Source organism: Maribacter aurantiacus, assembly GCF_005780245.1.
Taxonomy (GTDB): domain Bacteria; phylum Bacteroidota; class Bacteroidia; order Flavobacteriales; family Flavobacteriaceae; genus Maribacter; species Maribacter flavus.
The window spans coordinates 47,907-68,051 of sequence record NZ_VBUK01000011.1; the positions used below are offsets into that span (position 1 = coordinate 47,907).

Genomic DNA, 20,145 nt, shown 5'->3' on the forward strand with positions numbered 1-20,145 from the left:
TTAATGGCGGGTCTTCTTTATAATGTCAAACTATTTTTTAATAGAGTTCCAAGGCTTTGGCTTGCTGAAGCAAATCTACCATATTGTCTACGTTCAATTTTTTCATTAAACGAGCTTTGTAGGTACTTACGGTTTTTTCGTTTAGATTTAAACCTTGGGCAACCTCTTTGTTTCTTTTTCCACTGGCCAACAATTTAAGCACCTCAATTTCCCTTGTGGATAGTTTACGGAAGAACCTTCTTGGTTTTTTGGTTCCTTCATCAAAGGCCAATCTTTGGGCCAACTCATTGGTTATGAACATACTACCTTCACTAACTTTTTTCACCGCCGAGATGATATAATCCACATCAGAGGCCTTGGATAGATATCCAAAAGCTCCTGCCCTAATGGCACTAAGTGCGTAGACATCCTCAGATTGTCCACTGTACATAAGTACTTTTACGTTGGGATAATCTTTTTTAATTTTTCTTAAAGCGGCAATTCCGTTCATCTCCGGAATGTCCATTTCAAGCATTACAACATCGGGGGTTACAATCTGTAGTTTTTGGAAAAGCTCTTCAGTGGTGGAAACATCGTCCACCATTTCAAAACCATTAGCGGAATCCAGAACCGCCCTTACTCCCATTCGGATGATAGGATGGTTGTCCGCAATTAAAACTTTTATCATTATGTTGTTTTTTCAAGATAGTTTAGTCGGTTTAGCTTTTTAAGGAAAAAGAGTACATGCAATGTAGGACTAAAATATCAAATTTAGAAAGCAAAGATGTACTATTTTTCTAAAACGTGATCAAAATCGAATTATTATTCGATTTATTAACCTGATTAATAGGTGAGTGGTTATTTAATGGATTCTGGAATTATACAAACTGGGATGGGTTCCATTTTATGACGGTTCATGGTATTGAATCTTGTGAAGATAGCAAAAACTTCTTTGTCCCTTCCCGTGAAATCGTCCAGGGTTTTGCCTTCGTTCTTCATCCGCATGGCCCATTCCAGTTCTGGGTAGGACGCCCCAATCTGGTCTTCGTCCGTTCTGTCATCGCCCCAAAGGCCATCGGTGGGAGCCGCCTTAATAATTTCTTCGTTAACGCCCATTTTTTTTGCAATCTCATAGACTTCGGTCTTTAACAAGTCGGCAATCGGACTTAAATCGACACCGCCATCCCCGTATTTTGTGTAGAATCCAACACCAAAGTCTTCCACCTTGTTGCCCGTTCCGGCCACCAGATACTTATGCAATGCGGCGAAATAATAAAGACTGGTCATACGTAACCTGGCCCGGGTATTTGCCAAGGACATAAAGCGCTCCTCCTCGTTCTCCACTTTGGGAAATGCTGCTACGAGGCTATCAAAAACAGGGGTGAGGTTCACGGGTTGTCTGCTCACGTTGGGGAAATTCCTTTGCAACCAATCGATGTGGTTGGAAGCCCTGTCCACTTGATTGGCCGCTTGGTGTATGGGCATCTCTAGGCAAAGAAGGTCCAGACCCGTTTTGGCGCATAAGGTCGAAGTGACTGCAGAATCTATCCCCCCGGAAACACCTATTACAAACCCTTTTTGGTTTGCATTCGTTGCGTAATCCTTCAGCCAACCTACTATGTGATCGATAACTTTTTCCGTTTGCATACCCGTATTAAATTTGTTTGGATCGATTAACTTTGCCTAAAAATAAGTTGTCCTTATTTAAAAATAAAATGTATTCGGAAATACTTGGTATGAGAAAACCCATTTTTATCGTTTTATCAATTTTACTGATTTTTATTGGATGTAATGACAGCGATAAGGTCGAAGAGGAAATTTCAAAAGTTCCTATGGACCTTAAAATAGAAAGGTTTGATCGATTGTTTGCCGATGCCGGGGAAGAAGGCCTCCTTAAATTGCGCAAAATGTATCCTTACCTTTTCCCTGCCCCTGACAGTGTTTGGGTGGCCAAGATGAAGGATTCACTACAAATTGAGCTGTTTCAACAGGTAGGTAATACCTTCAATAGTTTTGAGGACGAGGAAGAAGGGCTGGCGGATCTTTTCAGACATATCAAGTATTATTTTCCCGAACAGCAAACCCCTAAAATCATCACCGTTACCAATGACGTTGACTACGATAACCGGATCATCTTGGCAGATACCTTATTGTTTATTGGCTTGGACAATTATCTAGGTTCCCAACATAAATATTACGGTGGTTTTCAACGGTATGTTGCAAAAATTTTGGACCGAAAGTTCATGGTGAGCGATGTAGCAAGTGCCTTTGCCAAAAAAGTGGTTCCCAGACCTAGGGACCGGACTTATTTGGCCCGAATGATTTATTTTGGGAAGGAACTTTATTTAAAGGACAAATTGATGCCTTATGCCAAGGACGAGCTCAAAATCGGATATACAGCAGATGAAATGGATTGGGCCGTGGCCAATGAAGAACCCATCTGGAGAAATTTTATTGAGAACGAATACCTATATAGTACGGAAACCCGATTGAACCAACGATTTTTGGATCCGGCTCCTTTTTCAAAATTTGGTCTGGAACTGGACAATGAGTCCCCTGGACGCTTAGGTAGATATATTGGTTGGCAGATCGTGCGGGCTTTCATGGAAAACAACGAGGTCAATTTGAAACAATTGCTGACCATGCCGGCAGAGGAAATTTTCAAGAAATCGAATTATAAACCAAGAAGTTAGATGGCAGATTTACATGAGTCGGAAATTACCCTGAAAGTGGGGCTTGACGAAAACCGAGTACCAGAAACACTTTCATGGTCCGCCCAGGACGGAGGCATAGATAATGAGGAAGCCAAAGCCATGTTACTTTCCGTTTGGGACAGTAAAAACCAGGAATCCCTTAAAATTGACCTTTGGACCAAGGACATGCCTGTAGATGAAATGAAAGTATTTTTTCATCAGACCTTGGTTTCATTATCGGATACATTTATGAGGGCCACCCAGGATGAGAAAATGACGGCCACCATGAAGGATTTCTGCGATTATTTTGCGGAAAAATTGGAACTCAAAAAATAGTTGTTATTAGGATTTACTAAATCGGCCTGTTTTTCTGCGCCTCAAAATATTCTAGGTTTATGGTGTCGATATACGCCAGAACCTCATCCCTTCCTGCTTTCTTGCTAGATGATGTAATGAAATAGTGCGGTGCCTCTTCCCACATATCCTTTTGTAAATAATTTATATAGTCCGCGACCTGTCTTTGAATGGCCATCGGCCTTAACTTGTCGGCTTTTGTAAAAATGATTGAAAAGGGAATTCCGTTTTCGCCCATCCACTGCATAAATTCCAAATCAATGGTCTGTGGTTTATGCCTGATATCGATCAAGACAAAGGAGCATACCAGTTGTTGGCGCTCTAGAAAATAGTTGGTGATATATTTTTGAAAGGTCTTTTTGTCCTTTTTGGAAACCTGGGCATAACCGTAACCGGGAAGATCCACCAAAAACCAATTATTGTTGATCTTAAAATGGTTTATCAATTGGGTCTTTCCAGGCCTGCCGGATGTCTTGGCCAGGTTTTTTCGGTCCGTCAACATATTGATCAGGGACGATTTTCCAACGTTGGACCTTCCAATAAAGGCGTATTCGGGCAGGGGTTCATTGGGGCATTTGGCAACCTCTGAATTGCTCATCACAAATTCCGCCGATGAAATTTTCATTTGGTTTGGTCTAAAAATTACGCTCCTGTAACCACTTTTCCAATATGGAATTGAACTCCTCCGGATGTTCCATCATAGGTGCATGGCCACATTCCTTGATCCAAAACAAATTGGAATCCGGTAGCAGCTCGTGGAAGAGTTCAGCAACATCGGGTGGGGTTACCGTATCGTTTTCGCCCCATATAATACACGTGGGAGTATGCATTGTGGGTAAATCAGTACTCATGTTGTGCCTAATGGCACTCTTGGCGATGGCAAGTGTTTTGACCAATTTCATGCGGTCGTTAACCGTTGCATAGACCTCGTCCACGATTTCCTTGGTAGCTACTTCCGGGTCGTAGAAAACATCCTGCGCCTTTTTTTTGATGAATTCATAATCGCCCCTTTTGGGATATCCGTCGCCCATGGCACTTTCATAGAGCCCAGAACTACCGGTAATGACCAAGGCCTTTACCATTTCCGGATATAATTTGGTATGTAGCAGACCAATATGGCCCCCCAAGGAATTTCCCAATAAAATAACGTCTTTAAGGCCTTTGAATTCAATGAACTTTTCCAAGTATTTGGCAAAGTTCTTTACATTGGTCTTGAGCATGGGCATATCATATATTGGAAGTTCTGGAACCAGAACTTTATACCCTTTTTTAGGGAAATGATCCGTAACACCGTGAAAATTGCTCAGGCCGCCCATGAGACCGTGCAGGATAATGATGGGAGTTCCTTCCCCTTTTTCAATATACCTGAACTTCCCGTCTTTGATTATTTCGTCATCCATCTACTAGGGTTCTGACATTTGGGCAAATATAGGTATTTAGATAGAATAGCGTGGTATTAATATACCATCCAAAAATGCAGGGTCACGGCCAGTTCATGCGATTAAAGTTTTGTTGGAAAATGTCATTAGTGGTGATTTGGAATCAACTTGTGTCAAAAATGCCGCAAAAATTAGCTATTTTATTAACAAAGTGGTTTTTTGTGGTAAAATGTGGTAATAATATTTATATATTTGAGTTATATAAGAAAGGCCAACAATTTTGGAAATCTATTTTTCAGGTGTTTACAACTGCAAGGCGGATGCCAAGGGAAGGGTAATGCTACCTATATCCCTTAGGAATCAAATGGCTCCAATGTTGGGAAATGGCTTTTTTATTAAAAAGTCCTATTACGATGAGTGTTTGGAACTGTATCCAAAGCACGAGTGGGAATCTGAGGTCAAAAAGCTCAATGAAAAGCTAGGGGACAGCAGGAAGGACCGTGAGTTTAAGCGAAAATTTACTTCGGGATTAAGGCAGGTGGAAATAGATTCGGCGGGTAGATTGTTGATTCCCAAGGATGTAATAGGTCTTGTGGATATAAAAAAGGACGTGGTGTTGTCCCCAATGGACCGGCACTTGGAGATTTGGGACAAGGCCACTTATGACGGGGATGTGGAATCTTCCCCAGAGGAAAGGGAGCAGTTGGCCTACCAGGTGAAATATGCAGAAAAGCCGGAAGGGGATGTATCATAATCCAGTTTTGCTAAAAGAATCCGTGGATGGGCTGGCAATCAAGGAAGGTGGCGTGTATGTGGATGTGACTTTTGGCGGTGGTGGGCATTCAAGTGAAATATTGAAAAGATTGGGCGAAACAGGAAAGTTGTTTGCTTTTGATCAAGATGAGGATGCGCAATTGAATCGGTTGGATGACGGTAGATTCGTGTTGATCAGTGAAAATTTCAGGTATCTGACCCAGTTTTTAAAGTTCTATGGCATACGGAAAGTAGATGGGATCCTGGCGGATTTCGGGGTATCCTCACACCAGTTCGATGAAGCGGAAAGGGGTTTTTCCACCAGGTTTGACGCGGCCTTGGATATGAGGATGAGCAAGCGCAACGCCCTATCCGCTAAAGAAGTGGTTAACGGTTATTCCTATGATGAGTTGAGGCGCGTGCTTTTTGAGTACGGGGATTTGAGAAATGCAAATGCCATGGCGAACACCATACTGTTAGAAAGGGAGCGTGAACCTATAAGTACTACGGAACAATTGAAGGAGGTGCTAAAGAAGTTTTTGCCGGAGCACAAAAGGCACAAAATTTTGGCACAGGTCTACCAGGCGATTCGTATTGAGGTGAACCAAGAGGTGGCGGTCATCAAAGAGTTTTTGGAGCAAGTGCCGGATCTTTTGAATATAGGGGGTAGGTTGAGTGTGATCAGCTACCATTCACTGGAAGACCGTTTGGTGAAGAGGTTCATAAGGGCCGGGCAGTTTGAGGGAGAGCCCGAAAAGGATTTTTACGGCAACACCAACGTGCCATTGAAAAAAGTAGGACCGCTGATCGTCCCCAAAAAGGAGGAAATAGCGAATAATAACAGGGCAAGAAGCGCAAAGCTTAGAATCGCCGAACGTATATAATTACGGATTGATGAAAGTAAAAAAAGGTATACTGGACATTTTGAAGGGAAAGTTTTTAGTGGACGGGGATTCGCTTAAAAACTGGAGGTTCATCATTTTCACTTCCTTTTTAGCGGCAATCATGATAAGCAGTTCGCATAGTGCGGACAAGAAAGTGCATAAAATCGCCGCTCTGAACGAAAGTGTCAAAGAATTGAAAAATGAGTTTGTGGACGCTCGGTCAGACCTGCAAAAGTTAAAGTTGGAATCCACCATAACAAGTACGGTGGAAGAAAAGGGTTTGTATCCATCGGAAACACCTCCAAAAAAAATAAAGGTAAAATCATTAAAAGCTTCTAATTAGCCAATGCCGGTAACTGAAAAATCCATATTGTCCAGATTGTATATCGTTGCGGCATGCCTTGTGGTTTTTGCAGGTGCGGTGTTGTTCAAATTGGTTTCCATACAAGTGGTGGATGGGGAGAAATATATGGCTTTGGCCGAAACCAGAACCACAAAAATGTTCACCATTGCCCCCAACAGGGGTAATCTCTATTCCGATGATGGCAGTCTCCTGGCTACCTCCGTGTCAAAGTACAACATACATTTCGATGCGGTTACCGTAAGTGAAAAGGATTTTCAGGAAAATGTTAAGCCCTTGTCCGATGCATTGGCAAAACTATTCAACAAAGAGTCTTCCTATTACCAACAAATTCTAAGAAAGGCCAGGCAGAATCAAAATAGGTACGCCTTGATCGCCAGAAATTTGGATTATTCCGAATACATGGCGGTGAAAAGTTTTCCGCTCTTCAACAAAGGCCCCTTTAAAGGTGGTATCGTTATCGACCAAAACACAAAACGGGAACACCCACTTGGGAAAATTGCGGAGAGAAGCGTAGGCTACGAACGCGTGGACGAAAACGGTTACAGAACCCGGGTGGGAATGGAAGGCGCCTTTAGCGATTACTTAAGTGGTATTGAAGGGAAAAGGTCTAAAGTAAAGATTGCGAAAAACCAATGGAAACCCATTGGTTATGATAATATAGTAGAACCAAAGGATGGCTACGATGTCTATTCCACCATTGATATCAATATCCAGGATATTGCGCACCATGCACTTTTGAAGCAACTGGAAAAGTACAAGGCAGACCATGGAACTGTAATAGTTATGGAAACCAAAACAGGAGAGGTAAAGGCCATTTCCAACTTGGGCAGGACTTCAGAGGGTAAGTATTATGAGCGTCTTAATTATGCCATTGGAGAATCCCATGAACCAGGTTCTACTTTTAAATTGGTGAATCTGGTGGCTGCCTTGGAGGATAAGGTTGTCGATACCAGTACCGTGGTAGATACGGAAAAAGGAAGATGGAAAATTTATAACCATTATGTAAGGGACTCAAAAAATGGCGGGTATGGTGAAATTTCCGTAGCGGAAGCTTTCGAGGTATCATCCAACACGGCCTTTGCCAAAATTATACATAACAATTACAAGGAAGACCCGGAGAAATATGTAAACCGACTCATGAGCATGGATATCCATAAAGAGTTGGGCCTCCCAGTAAAAGGTGAGGGCAAGCCTGTATTGAGATATCCTGGGGACAAAGGATGGTCCGGACTATCCTTGGCGCAAATGGCCTACGGATATGAAGTGGCCATGACCCCTTTACAAACCTTGGCTTTCTACAATGCCATCGCCAATGATGGGGAATTGATAAAGCCTCGCTTGATCAAGGAGGTAAAAGAATGGAACAAAACTGTCAAGAAATTTGATAAGGAAGTGTTGAACCCGTCCATCTGCTCCATGGAAACTGCCAAAAAGGTACAACAGCTATTAAAGGATGTGGTAGAGAAGAAGCATGGAACCGGCCATGGGCTGTATTCTCCCAATTTCTCAATGGCGGGAAAAACTGGCACTTGCCAGAAAAATTACGTGAGCAAAGATCCGGACAAGCTAAAATACATCTCTTCGTTTGCAGGTTATTTTCCAGCGGATGACCCAAAATACTCTTGTATCGTGGTTATACACGAGCCAGATAAAAGTGTTGGCTATTATGGGGCCGATGTATCCGGTCCTGTCTTTAAGTCCATCGCTCAAAAAATATATGCCACCTCCCCATTGATCGATGAAGTTGATGTTAAGGAGGTGTTGGAAACGAGGTTAGAGGATGCCTATCAGGGGTATTTTGCCAATATTCAAAAGGAATATAAGGAAGTGCCCAACGTACGTGGTATGAGCGGAATGGATGCGATTTCCATTTTGGAAAATCTGGGATTGGAAGTTGAGGTGAAAGGGAACGGAAAAGTGAAAAATCAGTCCATATCCAAAGGAACCGATTTAAAAAAGGTGAGAAAAATAGTATTGGAACTATCGTGAAGGTATTGAAGGACATATTGTACAGTGTGCATATTTCCGCGGTGAGTGGTACCACAAACTGTGAAGTGGCCTCGGTATGCTTTGACTCCAGAAAGGTACAGAATGGGGATGCCTTTGTTGCCACTAGGGGTACGGTCACAGATGGACATAAATTTATGGACAAGGCCGTATCGCTTGGGGCGAGGGCCATTATTTGTGAGGAACTACCCAAGAAAATGGTGGATGGCGTTACCTATGTTGCCGTCGAAAACGGCCAACAAGCCTTGGCCATTATGGCTTCCAATTATTACGATACGCCATCCAAAAACTTAAAACTGGTAGGGGTAACGGGGACCAATGGAAAAACGACCGTTTCCAGCCTTTTGTACCAACTGTTCAAAAAGGCCGGCTTTAAAGTGGGCTTGCTATCGACTATTAAGATTATGATCGATGACACGGAATACCCAACTAGCCATACCACTCCAGATGCCCTGGTCATCAATAAGCATCTTAAGTTGATGAACGATGCCGGCGTAGAGTACTGTTTTATGGAGGTAAGTTCCCATGGAATCCATCAGAAGAGAACGGAGGGATTGGTATTTGAAGGGGCCATTTTTACGAACCTATCCCATGATCACCTGGATTACCACAAGACCTTTGCGGAATATCGGGATACCAAAAAGAAATTGTTTGACAACCTTTCCAAAAAGGCTTTCGCACTAACGAATATTGACGATAAGAACGGCTTGGTAATGCTCCAAAATACAAAGGCAAGAAAGTTTACTTATGCCTTAAAAAATTATGCCGATTACAGGGCGCAGATTTTGGAAAACCAATTCGACGGGCAATTGCTCAAAATAGACGATAACGAATTGTGGACAAAGCTAATAGGTCATTTCAACGCCTATAACATCTTGGCCATTTACGCTGCGGCTGATTTGTTGGGGCTTGAAAAGTTGGAATGCCTGCGTTTGATGAGCGAATTGGAAAATGTGGATGGAAGATTTCAATATTATATATCAAAGGATAAAATAACGGCTATAGTTGATTATGCCCATACGCCGGATGCTTTAAAAAATGTGCTCGAGACAATCGGCACGTTGAGGACTGGAAATGAAAACGTCATCACCGTTGTGGGGTGTGGTGGCGACAGAGACAGATCAAAGCGTCCGGTAATGGGCAATATCGCTTCGGAAATGAGCAACACGGCAATTTTCACTTCGGACAATCCAAGGACGGAATCGCCAAGCGCCATTATCGCCGAAATGGAAGCAGGGGTTGAGCCGCAGAACACCAAAAAAATTTTATCTATTGAGAATCGGGAGCAGGCCATTAAGACCGCCTGCCAACTGGCAAATGCCAATGATATCATTTTGATTGCCGGAAAGGGGCATGAAACCTATCAAGAAACCAATGGTACACGCATTGATTTCGATGATTTTAAAATAGTTAAGGAACTGTTGCAAAGCTTGGATAAATAAGAAAACGAAAATGAATGGTTAAGCGTTGATTCGATACTTTTTGAACTTGACACTTGCGCTTGAACTTAAATAAATTATGTTAACCTACCTGTTCGAATATTTGGAGAAACAATACCAGCTACCTGGGGCGAGCCTGTTCCAGTTCAGTACGTTTCGTGCGGGTATGGCCATTTTGTTTTCGCTGATAATCGCTACAGCTTACGGTAAAAAAATCATACTTTTTCTTCAAAAACAACAGGTGGGCGAGACCATCCGAGACCTAGGTCTGGAAGGGCAAAAGCAAAAAGCAGGAACTCCTACAATGGGGGGAATCATCATCATCATGGCCACTTTGATCCCTGTGCTACTTTTTGCCAGATTGGAGAATATCTACATCATTTTATTGATTTTTACAACTGTATGGATGGGGGTTATCGGTTTTATCGATGACTATATCAAGGTTTTCAAAAAGAACAAGGAAGGTTTAAAAGGTAGGTTTAAGGTAATGGGTCAGGTCGTTTTGGGCCTCATTGTGGGTGCGGTACTATACTTTCATCCAGAAGTTACCATGCGAGACCATAATAAGACCATTATTACGGAGCAATTTACGGTTGAAGAGGTACGAGGTGAGGAAATCAAATCGACCATGACCACGGTTCCCTTCTTCAAGAACAATGAATTCGATTACGGCAGTTTTATTGGTTGGATGGGAGAAGGCGCCAAGGAGTACGCCTGGTTGATTTTCATTCCTATTATCATCTTGATCGTTACGGCCGTTTCAAACGGTGCCAATTTAACCGACGGTATTGACGGTCTGGCAGCAGGGACTTCCGCCATTATTGTATTTACATTGGGGGTATTCGCCCTGGTTTCCGGTAACATCATTTTTTCAGAATACCTGGATATCATGTATATCCCAAGGGTAGGAGAGTTGCTAATATTCATCACAGCATTTGTTGGTGCCTTGGTAGGCTTTCTTTGGTACAATACCTATCCCGCCCAAGTTTTTATGGGTGATACGGGAAGTTTGACAATAGGCGGGGTGATTGCGGTTATCGCCATCATCGTTAGAAAGGAACTCTTGATTCCCGTCTTATGCGGTATTTTTTTCGCGGAGTCCCTATCGGTAATGACGCAGGTGGCCTATTTCAAGTATACCAAAAAGAAATTTGGGGAAGGAAGACGTATTTTTTTGATGTCCCCTTTGCATCATCATTACCAGAAGAAAGGCTACCATGAAAGCAAGATCGTGACCCGTTTTTGGATTGTTGGGATTATGCTGGCCGTGGCCACAATCGTTACCTTAAAAATACGATAGATGGCATTTTTGGTGGTGCTTGGCGGTGGAGAAAGTGGCGTGGGTACGGCCATCTTAGGGAAGCAAAAAGGCTATGAGGTTTTTGTTTCCGATAAAGGGAAAATAAAGGAAAAGTATAAGAACGTTCTTGAACATTTTGGAATCGATTGGGAAGAATCCAAGCATACTGAGGACAAACTATTAAAGGCCGATTTGGTCATGAAGAGTCCGGGAATATCGGATACCGTTCCATTGGTAAAAACCATGGTCGAAAAGGGAATTCCAGTAATATCCGAAATCGAATTTGCATCCAGATATACCGATGCAAAAATCATAGGGATTACCGGAAGTAACGGCAAGACTACCACCACGATGCTTACCTACCACATTTTGAAAAATGGTGGACTAAACGTAGGAATGGCGGGTAACATAGGTGACAGCTTTGCAAAAATGGTCGCTGAGAAAAGCTTTGATTACTATGTATTGGAAATCAGCAGTTTTCAGTTGGATGGAATCCAAGATTTTAGACCGCATATTTCCGTCCTAACGAACATTACCCCAGACCATTTGGATCGCTATGAGTACAAATTCGAGAACTACATAGCCTCCAAATTCCTGATAACAAAAAACCAGGATTCGGCCGATTATTTCATCTATGACCAAGATGATGAAGTTATTGGCAGTTGGCTGAGCGAGCACCCGATCAAATCCAAATTACTCCCTTTTTCGGTGAAGCGAACATTGAAGGAAGGGGCCAGTTTAGATAAAAATGAAATTAAAATAACAACTCAAGAATACACGATAAAAATGATGACAGACAGCTTAGCATTGGAAGGCCAGCATAACTTAAAGAATACCATGGCAGCCGCTATGGTAGCAAAATTGGTGGGTATCCGTAAAGAAACCATTCGGGAATGCATTTCCAATTTTCAGGGAGCTCCCCATAGGTTGGAGAAGGTATTGAAAATACACCATGTACAGTATATCAATGATTCCAAGGCCACCAATGTAAATGCCACTTACTATGCTTTGGAGAGCGTAAAAACTCCCGTTGTCTGGATTGTTGGTGGTGTTGATAAGGGCAACGAGTACAAGGAGTTGATGCCCTTGGTGAGGGAGAAGGTTAAGGCCATTATCTGTCTTGGTGTCGATAATGAAAAAATAAAGGAAACCTTTGGTAACGTAGTGGACCTATTGGTGGAAACTTTTGCCATGGAGGAAGCTGTAAAGGTCGCTTATAAAATCGCGGAAAGGGGCGATACGGTATTGTTGTCCCCAGCCTGTGCAAGCTTTGACCTTTTTCAGAACTATGAAGATCGGGGCAATCAATTCAAAAACTGTGTAAAAAACCTATAATCCGTGCGAAACCTATTGCAAAATATCAACGGTGACAAAGCCATTTGGGCCATTGCGGCACTTTTGGCGTTGTTTTCGTTTTTGCCCGTTTACAGTGCCAGTAGTAATTTGGTCTATGTAGTGGGTAATGGCACAACGGTTGGCCATCTAGTGAAGCATGCCTTGTTATTGTTCTTAGGTTTCGGTATCATTTACGGGGTACATAAAATACCCACCCATTTTTTCAAGGGTCTTTCCTTAATAGCCATGCCAATTGTCATCGTGCTCTTGATCTTTGTGCTGGCCCAGGGGACTACTGCGGGGGAAACCAATGCAAGCCGTTGGATTCGTTTACCCTTGGTAGGATTCGGGTTTCAGCCTTCCAACTTGGCAGCCGTAGTTTTGATGATCTATGTTGCCCGGTATCTTTCCAAGGTTCGGGATGTAAAGGTTACCTTTTCTGAAAGTATTGTACCCTTATGGTTGCCCGTCTTTTTGGTAGTGGTGTTGATCCTGCCCGCAAATTTTTCTACGGCCGGGATTATTTTTTCTATGGTCTTGATGCTTTGCTTTTTGGGGGGATATCCCATAAAATATTTACTGGGTATCGTTGGAACGGGCATCGCCTGTTTGGCCCTGTTCATTTTGGTGGCCAAGGCGGCACCCGATTTGTTCCCAAATAGGGTCGATACCTGGATGAGCCGTATCGATAGTTTTAGCAATCCGGAGGATACCGAGGCCAACTATCAGATAGAAAAGGCCAAAATAGCCATCGCTACGGGCGGTGTTATGGGCAAAGGTGCTGGGAAAAGCGTACAGAAAAATTTCCTTCCCCAGAGTTCGTCGGATTTTATCTATGCCATTATTGTAGAGGAATATGGGCTATTGGGCGGATTTGCCCTTATGTTTTTTTACCTGTTTTTGTTGTTCAGGATCGTGGTGGTCGCCAATGGCTGCACCACCATTTTTAGCAAATTGTTGGTGCTAGGTGTTGGTTTGCCCATAGTTTTTCAGGCTTTGATCAATATGGCAGTGGCCGTGGAGCTGTTTCCCGTAACGGGTCAAAATTTACCATTGATCAGTAGTGGGGGAACTTCCAGTTGGATGACCTGTCTGGCGATAGGCATCATTCTAAGTGCCAGTAACAAAAGCATGCAGCAGACGACGGAAAGTACCGTGGATATTGATGAAAGCAACCCTTTAGAAGTATTGAGTGGGCAGTTATAGGTTTATCATATCCGGTGGCGGAACGGGGGGACATATTTATCCGGCGATTTCAATTGCCGACGAACTTAAAAGAAGACATCCCAATGCGGAGTTCCTTTTTGTTGGGGCAAAAGACCGAATGGAAATGGAGAAGGTCCCACAAGCGGGATACAAAATTGAGGGATTGTGGATAACGGGGATACAACGGAAACTGACCCTAAAAAATGTAATGTTTCCATTGAAACTGATAAGTAGTTTGATAAAGGCACATAAAATAGTAAGCAAATTTAAGCCCCACGCCGTAGTGGGTACGGGCGGTTTTGCCAGTGGTCCTTTATTGAAAGTGGCTACAAGCAGCGGAATACCTTGTGTACTACAGGAACAAAACTCCTTTGCCGGAATCACGAACAAACTACTTAAGGACAAGGTGGCCAAGATTTGTGTGGCCTACGATGGTATGGAACGATTTTTTCCTGCCGATAAAATCGTGAAAACCGGAAATCCCGTAAGGGCCGATTTAATTTCCTTACAGGAGGATAGGTCTGATGCGTTACGATTTTTTGGTTTGAACACGCAAAAGAAAACCCTTTTGGTGCTAGGGGGCAGTTTGGGTTCCAAGCGAATCAATGCCTTGATTGCGGATAACCTGGAGTTTTTCAAATCCTTGAACCTTCAGTTGATCTGGCAATGTGGAAAGGGGTATGTAAAGATGTACGAAGGTGAAAATTCGGATTATGTAAAGGTACATGCCTTTTTGAACGATATGGCAAAGGCCTATGCCGCGGCGGATATGATCATTTCCAGATCTGGAGCGGGAGCGGTTTCGGAGTTATGTTTGGTAGGAAAGCCTACCATCTTTATTCCATCACCTGTGGTGGCGGAGGACCATCAGACAAAAAATGCACAAGCCTTGGTGGCCGAAGATGCCGCCGTCATGATTAAGGAAAGTGATTTGGAAGAAAAGTTTAAAGAAGAGTTTTTGTCGGTCTTCGAATCGGAAGAAAAACGGGAACGACTTTCTAAAAATATAGAGGCTTTGGCACTGCCCAATGCCACGAAGGACATTTGTGATGAAATTGAAAAATTGTTGAATTAGCCAACATGAAAATAAAGGATATACATAGGGTTTACTTCATTGGTATCGGAGGTATAGGTATGTCCGCATTGGCCCGGTATTTCAAGTTTATCGGGAAGGAAGTGGCTGGTTACGATAAGACCGAAACTCCTCTGACCATTGAACTATCCGACCATGATATTTCCGTGCATTATAAGGATGATTTGGAATTGGTTCCCAAACCGTTTCTAAACCCAGAGGAAACCTTGGTGGTGTATACGCCGGCGGTAAAAAGTACACATTCAGAATATCAATATTTTCTAAGGAACGATTTTGTTATCAAAAAGCGCTCTGAAGTCTTGGGTTTGATTACCAAGGATTCCTTCTGTTTCGCCGTTGCGGGCACCCATGGAAAGACGACCACATCAAGCATTCTTGCTCATTTGCTTCGTGAAACGGGAACTCCGTTAACGGCATTTTTGGGCGGTATTTCGGAGGATTTTAACAGCAATTTTCTTTTAGAGGGAACCGAGTATTCCGTGGTGGAAGCGGATGAGTTCGATCGGTCCTTTTTGAGATTGTCGCCCAATGTGGCCTGTATAACCTCTATGGATGCGGACCATTTGGATATTTACGGGAATGCCCAGGAACTACAAAAGTCGTTTCTTGACTTTGTGGCCCGAATAAAGCCTGGAGGAAAGCTTTTTGTTCGTAAGGGTTTGCCTTTAAACGGCATAACCTATGGGATAGAGGATGATTCGGATTATTGCATCCGGAATTTAAAAATAGAACATGGTACCTACATTTTTGATTTGGGAACTCCGGAAGGAACATTTATCGGGGTTCGATTCAACAAACCGGGAAGACACAACCTGTTGAACGGTTTGGTCGCTTTTGCCATGGCGATACAAGCAGGTTCCCCACCGTATCGCCTGGCCGAAGCTTTGGCATCTTTCAAGGGTGTTCAGAGACGATTTTCCTACCGTATCAAGAACGAGGATTTTGTCCTCATCGATGACTATGCCCATCACCCCACTGAAATAGATGCCGTGTATGATGCCATTGTTGAAATGCATCCCAACAAAAGGATTTTGGCCATTTTTCAGCCACATTTGTTCAGTCGGACCAAGGATTTTGGGGATGATTTTGCAAAAAGTCTATCAAAATTTCCGAGTGTTTTGCTATTGGAAATTTATCCGGCCAGGGAAGAGCCCATGGAGGGAATTGATGCTGCTTGGTTGATGGGAAAGATGACCAACGCCCAAACAAAAGTTGTGGAAAAAGGGGATTTGGTATCGGAAATAAAAGCCCAAAATCCAGAAGTGCTCGTCATGATGGGTGCAGGTGATATTGGGTTGGAAATAATGAAAGTAACAAAAGAATTGGAGTATGCGCATTGATTGGAACTTATTGAAAATAGTTGCGCTATTGTTCGTAATAATGGCGCTTTACGCGTTTTCTAACAATAGGAGCAATAAGAAGAACGTAGTCCGTTCCAGAGTGGAATTTCTGGGTGACCAAAACCTCTATATTACTGAGGGAGCGGTTAATAAATTGTTAATACAAAATTATGGGCGGCTCGAAAATGTGCCTAAAGAAAATATAGTTTTGAATACTATAGAAAAGGCCCTTGAGGCCAATGAAATGGTGAAAAGTGCCCAAGTCTATGTCACTATAGACGGTGAGCTAACGTCTAAAATTGTTCAACGCAAACCCATTGGACGCATTGAGGGGGATTCAAAGTACTATCTGGATGATGAAGGAAAACGTATGCCGTTTTCATCCAATTATTCGGCTAGGGTGCCTATTATAACAGGCAATATAACGGGTAAGAGCCTTGAGGACGTGTACAGGATTTTGGAGTTTATAAACAAGGACGATTTTTTACGAAAGAACGTGATTGGTATTCATATAAAGGCGGAGGATGATTACCAATTGAAGTTTAGGCTGAACCAGTTTGTGGTGAATTTAGGGGGTATTGAAAATTTGGAAGGGAAGTTCAGCAATTTTAAGGCCTTTTATGCCAAGGCGAACAAGGATAATACCTTGGAGGATTTTGCGGAAGTAAGTTTGGAATTCAATAACCAGGTAGTGTGCACTAAAATATAACAACATGGAACAAGGAAATTATTCGGTAGGATTGGACATAGGGACCACTAAGATCGTGGCCATCATCGGAAAAAAGAATGAGTACGGCAAAATCGAGATTTTGGGAATCGGTAAATCCAAAAGTCTCGGCGTGCACAGGGGCGTTGTTAACAATATCACGCAAACGATAAAATCCATACAGCAGGCCGTGGAACAGGCCGAAACCAATTCCGGACTAAAAATAGGTTCCGTTGTGGTAGGGATTGCTGGTCAGCACATCAGAAGCCTGCAGCACAGTGACTATATTACCAGAAAGGATTCAGAGGAAGTTATCAATGAGGACGATTTGGATTCCTTGGTCAATCAGGTCTATAAACTGATCATGCTCCCCGGGGAAGAAATCATTCATGTATTGCCACAGGAGTATAAGGTGGATGGCCAGGCCGAAATAAAGGAGCCTATCGGAATGTACGGGGGCAGGCTGGAGGCCAATTTCCATGTTGTGGTGGGCCAGGTTTCCTCTATCAAGAATGTAGGCCGTTGTATCAAAAGTGCCGGATTGGACTTGGGGAACATTACCCTGGAGCCACTGGCATCTGCCGATGCCGTGTTGAGCATGGAAGAGAAGGAAGCGGGAGTCGCTTTGATCGATATAGGGGGCGGAACTACAGATCTGGCCATTTTTAAAGATGGCATTATCCGTCATACGGCCGTAATTCCTTTTGGTGGCGGCGTTATAACCGAGGATATTAAGGAAGGCTGCTCCATCATAGAGAAACAGGCCGAAAGTCTTAAGGTACGTTTTGGTTCCGCTTGGCCCGGAGAGAACAAGGACAATGAAATCGTATCCATACAAGGTTTGAGGGGCCGTGAACCTAAGGAAATCACCTTAAAGAACCTTTCCAAAATCATACATGCCAGAGTGGTCGAAATTATAGAGCAGGTATATGTAGAGATCAAGAACTATGGACATGACGAACAAAAGAAGAAATTGATTGCGGGCATCGTACTCACTGGAGGTGGAAGTCAATTGAAGCACTTAAAGCAGTTGGTGGAATATATTACGGGAATGGATACCCGTATAGGCTACCCCAACGAGCATTTGGCAGGGGATTCAGACGAGGAAGTGGCCAGTCCACTTTACGCCACGGCCGTAGGTTTGTTAATGAACGCCATTAGGAAGGAAGAAAGGAAGTCGGCCATCAATAAAAATAAGATCAAGAAGGAGGAGGAACCTGTCATGGCTGGTTTTGAAGAAGAGGTTAAGGTGAATCAACCTATGAAGGAGCGGAAATCCGTTTTTGACCGATGGTCCGAAAAGTTGAAGGATTTTTTGGATAACGCCGAATAAGAACTAGAATAAGCGCATAATAACCAGTAATAATAATAGTATGAGTAATCACAACGAATTTGATAGTATCTCTTTTGATCTTCCAAAAAATCAAAGCAATGTCATAAAGGTCATTGGAGTGGGTGGCGGGGGCAGTAATGCCATAAACCACATGTTCCAGGCCGGTATCAACGGGGTAGATTTCGTCATCTGCAATACGGATGCACAGGCCTTGGACAATAGTCCGGTACCCAACAAGATTCAATTGGGCGTATCATTGACGGAGGGATTGGGAGCTGGTGCCAATCCGGAAATCGGTGAGCAGGCCGCTATGGAGAGCATGGAAGATATCAAAGGAATGCTGGACCGTACGACAAAAATGATTTTCATTACCGCTGGTATGGGCGGGGGAACAGGAACTGGTGCTGCTCCCGTAATTGCCAAGTTTGCCAAGGAAATGGATATTCTAACGGTGGGTATTGTTACCATGCCGTTCCAGTTTGAAGGTAAAATGCGTTGTGATCAAGCCCATCAGGGTATAGAAAAGTTGCGGAAGAATGTAGATTCCTTGATTGTTATCAACAATAATAAATTACGGGAGGTCTATGGAAACCTTGGGTTTAAGGCAGGTTTTTCAAAGGCCGATGAGGTTTTGGCAACCGCTGCTAGGGGAATTGCAGAGGTGATAACACATCATTATACACAAAACATCGACTTGCGCGATGCCAAGACCGTTCTTTCCAATAGCGGAACAGCAATCATGGGTTCAGCCATAGCTTCAGGTTCCTCAAGGGCGAACGAGGCCATTATGAAGGCATTGGATTCCCCATTATTGAACGATAACAAGATTACCGGTGCCAAGAACGTATTGTTGCTTATTGTTTCCGGGGCGCAGGAAATTACGATTGACGAAATTGGGGAAATCAACGATCACATTCAAATTGAAGCGGGTTATGGTGCCAATATCATTATGGGTGTTGGTGAGGACGAGTCCTTGGGCGAATCTATCGCGGTTACCGTTATCGCCACGGGATTTAACGTGGAACAACAGGATGATATCGTAAACACCGAGTCAAAAAAAATCATCCATACATTGGAGGACAACCAAAAGGCGGAAGCTGAACTCTTAACTACAAAACGTACTGTCCATACCTTGGAAGTTGAAGAGGAAGAGGAGGAGATTGAAAAACCCCAGGAGCGCTATCAGTTTTTGGATTCGGGCGATTTTGACTTGATTCCTACTACCAATTATATCCGGAATTTTAACGTCTTCTATGACGAGGTAATTGCCGAATGTGTGTCCGAGGATGATTTTGTAATTATAGATGCAACGGCCAAAATTAGGGATATCGAAGTGGTAGAGCCTGAAGTTTTAAGGTACGAAAGGGAAGAAGAGGACCAATTTGCCATGAGTTTTGAAATGCCCTTGGAGGATGATGAAAAGGACAATGTTGTAGTCTTTAACTTGGATGATGAAATCAAGGATTTGGACGTAAACGATAGCGTGGAGATAATCCCTGTTTTGGAGTACAATAAAAAAGGAGAGACTCGATACAGTTTGGACGATTATATGGAATTGGAGAATAGGTTAACCGGGGCCAAATCCAAAGCAGAGGAATTTGAACCCAAAATTATAGAGGACGAACTGGTTTTTGAAAAAAGAACAGTTGCCCCAAAGGAACATAATAGGGATGAAACCTCTATAGATCCCATGGAGACCCCAATTGAGGAATTGCTTAGACAGCGTGCGGACGAACGAAGGAGAAAGTTAAAGGATTTCAATTACAAGTTCAAAAACAGCTTGAGCAATATTGATGAAATTGAGAAAGAGCCTGCCTATAAGAGGCAGGGCGTTAATTTGAACGAAAACCCTAGGGAAAAAAAAATTTCAAGAACGACCTTAAGTGACGATAGTAACGATGAGATTCAATTGCGGTCCAATAATTCGTTCTTGCACGATAATGTAGATTAGTGTTATTTCGATATCTATTTGAACCCGAA

At 43.0% G+C, this 20,145-nt stretch carries 19 protein-coding genes; 15 read left to right on the plus strand and 4 right to left on the minus strand.

Annotated features, from left to right (window positions below; translation table 11 throughout):
* Positions 1-37: 37 nt before the first annotated feature.
* The gene (locus FEK29_RS15385; protein WP_138259329.1) at positions 38-667 is read right to left on the minus strand and encodes a response regulator; all 630 of its coding nucleotides are present in this window, start codon (positions 665-667) and stop codon (positions 38-40) included.
* A gap of 170 nt (positions 668-837) precedes the next feature.
* Positions 838-1,626, minus strand: a complete 789-nt coding sequence (gene nadE / locus FEK29_RS15390; RefSeq protein ID WP_138259330.1) for an NAD(+) synthase — start codon at positions 1,624-1,626, stop codon at positions 838-840.
* Between the two features lie 89 nt (positions 1,627-1,715).
* On the opposite strand from nadE, the gene gldB reads away from it, so the two are divergent.
* Positions 1,716-2,672, plus strand: a complete 957-nt coding sequence (gldB, locus tag FEK29_RS15395) for a gliding motility lipoprotein GldB (protein ID WP_138259331.1) — start codon at positions 1,716-1,718, stop codon at positions 2,670-2,672.
* Positions 2,673-3,008 (plus strand): gliding motility protein GldC, encoded by a 336-nt coding sequence (gene gldC, locus FEK29_RS15400; protein WP_138259332.1) that lies wholly within the window; start codon positions 2,673-2,675, stop codon positions 3,006-3,008. It begins immediately after the preceding gene.
* 16 nt (positions 3,009-3,024) lie between these two features.
* On the opposite strand, the gene yihA is transcribed toward gldC, so the two are convergent.
* Together yihA and FEK29_RS15410 are read right to left on the minus strand one after the other, a co-directional pair.
* Entirely contained in the window at positions 3,025-3,651 is a 627-nt protein-coding gene (gene yihA, locus FEK29_RS15405; protein WP_138259333.1) for a ribosome biogenesis GTP-binding protein YihA/YsxC, read from the minus strand.
* Positions 3,652-3,661: 10 nt separating this feature from the next.
* Positions 3,662-4,426 (minus strand): alpha/beta fold hydrolase, encoded by a 765-nt coding sequence (locus FEK29_RS15410; RefSeq protein ID WP_138259334.1) that lies wholly within the window; start codon positions 4,424-4,426, stop codon positions 3,662-3,664.
* A 259-nt stretch (positions 4,427-4,685) separates the two neighbouring features.
* Here FEK29_RS15410 and FEK29_RS15415 point away from each other — a divergent pair, with 259 nt between their 5' ends.
* From FEK29_RS15415 to ftsZ, 13 genes are all read left to right on the plus strand, one after another.
* Positions 4,686-5,159, plus strand: a complete 474-nt coding sequence (locus tag FEK29_RS15415) for a division/cell wall cluster transcriptional repressor MraZ (RefSeq protein WP_138259335.1) — start codon at positions 4,686-4,688, stop codon at positions 5,157-5,159.
* Positions 5,128-6,042: a 16S rRNA (cytosine(1402)-N(4))-methyltransferase RsmH gene (gene rsmH, locus FEK29_RS15420; protein WP_240042766.1), complete on the plus strand. Its 915-nt coding sequence runs from the start codon at positions 5,128-5,130 to the stop codon at positions 6,040-6,042. Before FEK29_RS15415 ends, rsmH begins: the two co-directional genes overlap by 32 nt.
* Positions 6,043-6,052: 10 nt before the next feature.
* Positions 6,053-6,385: an FtsL-like putative cell division protein gene (locus tag FEK29_RS15425; protein WP_138259336.1), complete on the plus strand. Its 333-nt coding sequence runs from the start codon at positions 6,053-6,055 to the stop codon at positions 6,383-6,385.
* 3 nt (positions 6,386-6,388) lie between these two features.
* A complete protein-coding gene (locus FEK29_RS15430) occupies positions 6,389-8,395 on the plus strand; it encodes a penicillin-binding protein (protein WP_138259337.1) in 2,007 nt (668 codons plus the stop codon).
* Positions 8,392-9,855 (plus strand): UDP-N-acetylmuramoyl-L-alanyl-D-glutamate--2,6-diaminopimelate ligase, encoded by a 1,464-nt coding sequence (locus FEK29_RS15435; RefSeq protein WP_138259338.1) that lies wholly within the window; start codon positions 8,392-8,394, stop codon positions 9,853-9,855. The genes FEK29_RS15430 and FEK29_RS15435 overlap by 4 nt, the downstream gene beginning before the upstream one ends.
* Before the next feature lie 76 nt (positions 9,856-9,931).
* Positions 9,932-11,152 carry a phospho-N-acetylmuramoyl-pentapeptide-transferase gene (gene mraY, locus FEK29_RS15440; RefSeq protein WP_138259339.1) on the plus strand — a complete coding sequence of 407 codons (1,221 nt, stop codon included), beginning with the start codon at positions 9,932-9,934 and terminating at the stop codon, positions 11,150-11,152.
* Positions 11,153-12,487 carry a UDP-N-acetylmuramoyl-L-alanine--D-glutamate ligase gene (gene murD / locus FEK29_RS15445; RefSeq protein ID WP_138259340.1) on the plus strand — a complete coding sequence of 445 codons (1,335 nt, stop codon included), beginning with the start codon at positions 11,153-11,155 and terminating at the stop codon, positions 12,485-12,487.
* A 3-nt stretch (positions 12,488-12,490) separates the two neighbouring features.
* On the plus strand, positions 12,491-13,693 hold the full coding sequence (locus FEK29_RS15450; RefSeq protein ID WP_138259341.1) for an FtsW/RodA/SpoVE family cell cycle protein: 1,203 nt from the start codon (positions 12,491-12,493) through the stop codon (positions 13,691-13,693).
* Positions 13,680-14,768, plus strand: coding sequence for an undecaprenyldiphospho-muramoylpentapeptide beta-N-acetylglucosaminyltransferase (gene murG / locus FEK29_RS15455; protein ID WP_138259342.1), 1,089 nt, complete (start codon positions 13,680-13,682; stop codon positions 14,766-14,768). Before FEK29_RS15450 ends, murG begins: the two co-directional genes overlap by 14 nt.
* 5 nt (positions 14,769-14,773) lie before the next feature.
* Positions 14,774-16,126: a UDP-N-acetylmuramate--L-alanine ligase gene (gene murC / locus FEK29_RS15460; RefSeq protein ID WP_138259343.1), complete on the plus strand. Its 1,353-nt coding sequence runs from the start codon at positions 14,774-14,776 to the stop codon at positions 16,124-16,126.
* Positions 16,116-16,835 carry a cell division protein FtsQ/DivIB gene (locus FEK29_RS15465; RefSeq protein WP_138259344.1) on the plus strand — a complete coding sequence of 240 codons (720 nt, stop codon included), beginning with the start codon at positions 16,116-16,118 and terminating at the stop codon, positions 16,833-16,835. The genes murC and FEK29_RS15465 overlap by 11 nt, the downstream gene beginning before the upstream one ends.
* A 4-nt stretch (positions 16,836-16,839) precedes the next feature.
* Positions 16,840-18,165: a cell division protein FtsA gene (gene ftsA / locus FEK29_RS15470; protein WP_138259345.1), complete on the plus strand. Its 1,326-nt coding sequence runs from the start codon at positions 16,840-16,842 to the stop codon at positions 18,163-18,165.
* A gap of 40 nt (positions 18,166-18,205) precedes the next feature.
* On the plus strand, positions 18,206-20,116 hold the full coding sequence (gene ftsZ, locus FEK29_RS15475) for a cell division protein FtsZ (RefSeq protein ID WP_138259346.1): 1,911 nt from the start codon (positions 18,206-18,208) through the stop codon (positions 20,114-20,116).
* The last annotated feature ends 29 nt before the right edge of the window (positions 20,117-20,145 follow it).